The organism is Glutamicibacter sp. NPDC087831, from assembly GCF_044742845.1.
Lineage (GTDB): Bacteria > Actinomycetota > Actinomycetes > Actinomycetales > Micrococcaceae > Glutamicibacter.
Genome location: NZ_JBIUVH010000002.1, coordinates 931,966 through 938,167 on the forward strand (window position 1 = coordinate 931,966; position 6,202 = coordinate 938,167).

The 6,202-nt window shown below is 59.5% G+C and carries 5 protein-coding genes; 1 reads left to right on the forward strand and 4 read right to left on the reverse strand.

The window, feature by feature from the left end; all coding sequences use genetic code 11:
• Nucleotides 1-27 precede the first annotated feature (27 nt).
• Complete coding sequence (locus tag ACIOJF_RS10830) at nucleotides 28-1,383, reverse strand: MFS transporter (RefSeq protein WP_402741637.1); 1,356 nt, start codon at nucleotides 1,381-1,383, stop codon at nucleotides 28-30.
• Nucleotides 1,384-1,576: 193 nt separating this feature from the next.
• Nucleotides 1,577-2,830, reverse strand: a complete 1,254-nt coding sequence (locus ACIOJF_RS10835; RefSeq protein WP_402741638.1) for an aminopeptidase P family protein — start codon at nucleotides 2,828-2,830, stop codon at nucleotides 1,577-1,579.
• Between the two features lie 69 nt (nucleotides 2,831-2,899).
• Here ACIOJF_RS10835 and ACIOJF_RS10840 point away from each other — a divergent pair, with 69 nt between their 5' ends.
• Nucleotides 2,900-3,160 carry a hypothetical protein gene (locus tag ACIOJF_RS10840; protein ID WP_402741639.1) on the forward strand — a complete coding sequence of 87 codons (261 nt, stop codon included), beginning with the start codon at nucleotides 2,900-2,902 and terminating at the stop codon, nucleotides 3,158-3,160.
• Here ACIOJF_RS10840 and ACIOJF_RS10845 read toward each other — a convergent pair.
• Nucleotides 3,126-4,751 carry a BCCT family transporter gene (locus tag ACIOJF_RS10845; protein ID WP_286134618.1) on the reverse strand — a complete coding sequence of 542 codons (1,626 nt, stop codon included), beginning with the start codon at nucleotides 4,749-4,751 and terminating at the stop codon, nucleotides 3,126-3,128. The genes ACIOJF_RS10840 and ACIOJF_RS10845 overlap by 35 nt on opposite strands.
• A gap of 121 nt (nucleotides 4,752-4,872) precedes the next feature.
• The gene (locus ACIOJF_RS10850) at nucleotides 4,873-5,667 is read right to left on the reverse strand and encodes a creatininase (protein WP_105661928.1); all 795 of its coding nucleotides are present in this window, start codon (nucleotides 5,665-5,667) and stop codon (nucleotides 4,873-4,875) included.
• Between the last annotated feature and the right edge of the window lie 535 nt (nucleotides 5,668-6,202).

Below are 6,202 nucleotides of genomic sequence, written 5' to 3' on the forward strand. Positions count from 1 at the left end.
CCTCCTGAGTTGCTACTATCCTACGGCTCAAACCAGTGGTTTGCGGCTGGTTTCGACCGAGCAGGCCACCGCCACCAGCGAAATCACCGCTGCGCCCATCAAGTACCAGCCGGGGGCAAGGACGTTGCCGCTGGTGGCAATGAGCAATGTGGCCACGAATGGCGCCGTTCCGCCAAACAATGCATTTGAGAGGTTGAACGACACTGCGAAGCCGGAATAGCGGACCTTGGTGGGGAACATTTCCGCGAGGTAGCTCGGAAGGGTGCCGTCGTTGAGCGTGAGCATCGCGCCGAGCAGGATCTGGACCAAGACAATGACCAGGAAGTTTCCTGATTCCAAAGCCATGAAGGCAGGAACGGTGAACAGGATGAACAGAATCGATGCGCTGATCAAGACGCGCTTGCGTCCGAAACGATCCGAAAGCATGCCGGTGACAAAGATGAAACCAACGTAGGCCAACAGCGCAACGGTCGTTGCCAGGTAGGAACGGGTGGCGTCCAGTCCGAGCTCTTCGGATAGATAAGTCGGCATGTAGGAAAGGATTACATAGAAGCCCACGGCGTTCAGCAGCACCGCACCCGCAGCCTGGACCAGCTGGCGCCAGTGGTTCTTCAGCAACGACCCGACTGGGGATCCCTCAGGAGTGGAGGACTCGGATGATGCTTCAAGGAAAGCTGGTGAATCCTCCAGCTTGGTGCGGATATAGCGGCCAATGAGCCCCATGGGCGCGGCCAGCAAGAACGGTATGCGCCATCCCCAGGACTCCAGATCCCCGGTTGACAGCAACCCGGTCAGCCCGGCGGCCATCAGTGAGCCGAAGAGCAGGCCGGTGGCAGTGCTCGCCGGAACCACTGCCGCGTATAGGCCGCGCCGGTTGGCCGGCGCGTACTCGACCAGAAAGGCGGAGGCGCCGGCATACTCGCCGGCGGCAGAGAAGCCCTGGACCAGACGCAGGGCCAGGAGCAGCAGAGGCGCGCCAAAACCGATGGATGCGTAGCCGGGGAGCAGCGCTATGCAGAAGGTGGCACCGGTCATCAGCAGGATCGACCACGACAGGGCTTCACGCCGGCCGATCTTGTCGCCCAGATGCCCCCAAATGAACCCGCCGACAGGACGGACCAGGAAGGAGATGGCGAATACCCCGAAAGTCATCAGCAGACCAGCTTGGGGGTCGTCGCTGGGGAAGAATACGGCGGCGATGGTGACGGCGAAGTAGCCGTAGGCTGCGTAGTCGAACCATTCCACGAAGTTGCCGATGAAGCTGGCAGCGATCACCTTGCGGCGGGTCTTCGCGTCAATGGTGCGGGACGGGGCCACGCCGGTGGCCGGTGCAGCCGTGGTTCCGGTGGGGGCTTGCGATGGGGAGTTGCTGGAATGGTTCATGGGGTGAAACCGCCTCTGGAGGGCAACGGCTTTGGCCAGTGCTGGCTTCTTTGCCGCTGGAATGATGAAGTGTTCCGGCAGACCGGTGGGTGGTCGTCGGTTCTAGGCGCAGCCCCCGTGCTTGCTGCGCATCAGATGGTTAAAGCAGCCGTGGGGCGGGGTTCGGGCCCCGCCCCACGGTTATCGCTTGCCCTTAGGCATCGATGATGTTGTTCTGCGGGCCGAAACCGAACTTGGTGATGTTCTCGACGCCACCGTCCTCGCCGATGACCAGGATGTCATGCTCGCGGTAGCCTCCGGCACCTGGCTCGCCATCAGCGACGGTGATCATTGGCTCCATCGAAACGACCATGCCCGGCTCCAGGACAGTCTCGATGTCCTCGCGCAGTTCCAGGCCAGCTTCGCGGCCGTAGTAGTGCGAGAGCACGCCGAAGGAGTGGCCGTAGCCGAAGGTGCGGTTCGGCAGCAGGCCGTGGGAGATGTAGATTTCGTTCAGCTCCGCTGCGATGTCCTTGCAGACTGCTCCGGGCTTGATTAGCTGCAGGCCACGCTTGTGGACCTCGACGTTGACGTTCCACAGTTCCAGGCTGCGGGCATCCGGCTCGCCGAGGAACAGGGTGCGCTCCAGCGCGGTGTAGTAGCCGGAGGTCATCGGGAAGCAGTTCAGCGAGAGGATGTCCCCGCGCTCAAGCTTGCGGGTGGTGGCCCAGTTGTGGGCGCCATCGGTGTTGATGCCCGATTGGAACCAGACCCACGTATCGCGCACTTCGCGGTGCGGGAAAGTCTTGGCAATCTCGTGCACCATCGCCTCGGTGCCGATCAGTGCGACCTCGTATTCGCTGATGCCTTCGCGGATCGCTGCCTTGATGGCTTCGCCGCCCAGGTCGCCGATGCGTGCACCGTGCTTGATGACCTCGATTTCCTCGGCGGACTTGATCATGCGCTGGCGCATGGCGTCCTGCGAGACATCCACCAGGGTTGCGCCGTCGAAGGTGTCGGCGATCTGCTGGCGGGTGCGGCCCGGCAGGAAGTCGTCTTCCACGCCGATCCGGGTTGCCTTCACGCCGTCGCGCTTAAGTGCTTCCTGCAGGCCGTAGAAGAAGTTGTCGCGCTTCCAGTCGGTGTACACGATGTTGTCGCCGTAGCTGGTGCGCCATGGCATGCCGGCATCGATGTTCGCGGTGACGGTGGTGGAGTTGCTGGCGGTGACCACCAGCGCGTAGTTGCGGCCGAAGGTGGTGTACAGGAAGTCCGAGTAGTACTTGATGCCGTGGTAGCTGGTCAGGATGACTGCGTCCAGCGACTTCGTGGCCATGATCTGGCGCAGGCCGGCCAGGCGGCGCTCGAACTCGGCATCCGAGAAGGTCAGCTGCTCCTTGGCGCCGTTGTGCAGGGTCTTCAGTCGGGCCAGTTCGGAAACATTGGTGGCGATATTGGCGGTAGTCATGGTTTTGGCTCCTTGTGGGAAATCAACTGTCAAGGGAGGCCGGCCCAATCAGATGGATTGCGAGGATTCATGGGAATCGCCGGAGAAGAAGTACGTGTTGCGCTCAATGCAACGCCGTTGCATTTAGATTATGTGTGCCCTGCGTCACTGTCAAGGGCGATTGTGAAAACTTTTTCTGCAGTGCACAAGATCGGAATTGTCCTGCATGAATATGAAAACCACGAGGTAATGCAGGAGGCCGCGAAGCTCATCATGGCGAGCATCGCGGCCTTCATGCCAATGCGGGTTCTACTGCTTAATTCTGTGGGTCCTGTCCTGGGTCTTCCTTGAGGATCGCTCCGCCGCCATCGGGGTCGGCTACGAAGACCAGATTCGGGTCGGGGTTGTTGATGTCCTTTTCCAGCTGCTTGATCGCCTTGTCTCGTTTGAGCAGCCTCCGGATCAAATTGATGATCATCAAAATGATCACGAAGGAGAAGGGGAAGGCGCCGATAATGGTGCCAGTTTGGACCGTATCGACCACCGCGGTTCCGCCCATGGTCAGCAGCACGGTGGTCACCGTCGCGACAGACAGCACGAGGACTACACGGAAGACTGGACCGGATTTGCCCGGGGCGGAGACGAATTCACTGAGTGCGTAAATGCCAGAGTCCAAGGATGTCACGTAGTAGGTGGCCACCAGGATGGTGGAAACAACTAGCAGGACCGTGCCGACGACAGGCAAGGAATCAAGCATGACGAACAAGCCGGAGGAAGTGTCCCCGGCGACTGCACTGCTGATGCCGCGATCAGTCTGGTCATCGTAGTAGAGTGCTGCGGAGCCGATCACTGCAACCCAAACCATCACGATCAATGAAGGAATGATGGTCACGCCGAGAACGAATTCGCGGATGGTACGGCCACGCGAAATGCGGGCAATGAATCCGGCCACGAATGGGGAGAAGGCAATAACCCAGCACCAGATGAAGACCGTCCACCAGCCATTCCAGCTGTCTTGCCATGAATCCAGGGTGTTGGCGGCCAATCCTGAATCGGTCCACAGGCTCATATTCGCGAAGTTCGTGAAGAAGCTGCCAAAGGTCTGGGACAGATTCGAGATGATGTACAGCGATGGGCCGAAAACCAGCACCGCTGCGATCAGCACGATACTGAGGATCGAGTTCAATCCGCTGATCCGTGCCATGCCCTTGCTGATGCCGACGATAGCCGAAATAGAGGTGATGCCAGCGAAGATCAGAATGACCATGAACCACATCATTGGGCTGGCGGTTAATCCAGTGAAGGAAGTCAGTCCGGAGGTGAACTGCATGGCTGCGAATCCGAAGGAAGTAGCCAGGCCGAGTACGGTCGCGATAATTGCCAGGAGCTCAACGATGACGCCGGCTCCGCGTCGCGACCAGCGGGGTAGGATATCCACGGTAGCCTCGCGAAAAGTCAACGTCTTGCCGAGGTTGTGATGCGAGTAGGCCAAGCACACTGCAACGGCGCAATACATGGCCCAGGCGGTCAAGCCCCAGTGGAAGTAGGTCCAAACAATGGCCCCTTCTTCGCCGCCACCGTTTGGCCCTGCCGGGATCACGGGATTTTCATCGCGCAGCATAATTGGTTCGGCAACTGACCAGAAGATCAAGCCGATGCCTTGGCCGCAAGCGAACAGCATGGAATACCAAGCGAATTTGCTGTGCTGCGGTTTGGCGTTCGGGCCGCCGAGACGGATCTTGCCTACTCGGCTCATGGAGAGCCAAATGCACACCACCACTGTGAATACTGAATACAAGATGAAGAGCCAGGTGAATTTTCCGGTGACGAAAGTGCGCATTTCGGAAATCGCGGCTGAGGCGGCTTCTGGATTGGACAGGACCCAAATCATCACGGCGATAATCAGTACTGGGGGGATTACGCGAATGAGCAGTCGATCCATGGGCGGTATGTGCCGCCCCATGAAACGTGGTACCTCAACTTGCTTCTTAGTGCCTTCAGGGGTCCGGGGTGCTTTCGCGGACTTTTTCCTGTCTTGGGATGTCGAGCTATCCACAGACATGCTATTTCACCTCGATGCTGATGTTGCCCAGCAGCAGCTCGCCTTTGAGTGCATCGGCAACTTGGTTTGTGACGGTTTCGAATAGCAGCTGGCCGCGATCTGCCGTGGCGCCCTTCGCAGAAGAGAGGCAACCGCTGTCCGGGGTGCGTGACGGATCCTCCGGGAAGATGTCATAGGGCGCGAGCTTAGCGGGCGGGTGGTCGACAACCCGATCCATGTTTACCAGGTGCGGGTGGAGCAGGAGCATCAAGGAAGTTTCGAGGATGCCTCCGTGCTCGATGTCCCAGCCGAGGAAGCCGTCGGGGAAGACCTTGGCCAAGGTTTCCTCATCGACAAAGTCCCAGTAAGACAGCAGGATGGCGCGCGACGCCGCGCCGGCGGCTCGGCACTTGACTACTGCGTTGTCCAATCCTTCGTAGATGAACTGGTAGTTCTCGAAATGCCCGTTGAGGACGACAACATTATCGAAGCCCTGGGAGATGAAGGATGCAACTACGTCCTCAATCATCAAGCTAAGCGAAGTGCCGCCGAGGCTGGTGGTGCCTTTGCGGTGGTTGCCGCCGCCGGAGCGGGGCTGGGATTTGTACCCGTAGCTCAACGCCGGCGCAACCAAAGCACCTGTGCGTTGCGCGACGGCTTCTGCGATGGAACGCGAGAGCATGGCATCTACGCCCAGTGGCATGTGAGGTCCGTGCTGTTCGGTCGCTCCGGCCGGGATGATAATGGTGGATCCGGTACGCGCTACGTTCTCGGCGTAAGTCTGGGCATCGAGTTCGTCTATGAATACTGAGTGCATGGAATTCTCCTGGACCCGTGGGGCAAGTAATGCCGCAGGCGGGAAAGATTCGGTATCGGAATACGGTTGCAAGAAGCGCAACAGTGTTGCACTGAATCATTTCAGTGGCTCACGTCACAGTCAAGCCTCATGGTGAAAAACTTCGCATGGTGGTCGTGGCGCATCTCGCGGGTTCAGCATCTGCACGATGAGCGGCAAGAAGAGGTGCCAAGCCAGTGCGGTAACGAGGTGCCAGCTTGCGCGGTGCACGAAAATCGAAGTGTTGCGTGGCGGATGCATGCCAGGCGGTTTGGATTAGCGCGCCAAGCAGGGGTGGGACGGGGTGATGCGTGGTTGCGTAATAGCGGCGAGCGGTGCAAACGATCGGTTTACCTCGCGGCTCATGGATCCGGTTGGTCGGGTGGGGGCTTCAGCCGTTCCTTGAGTTGCTGTATCCATTTCGAGTCGCGTCTCAATTGCGGGAACGGCTTGTGCGCGTAGCCCGTGGCTGGTGGCGCGGTGGACTTGTAGGACATCGCCGAGCCGGGACAGATCA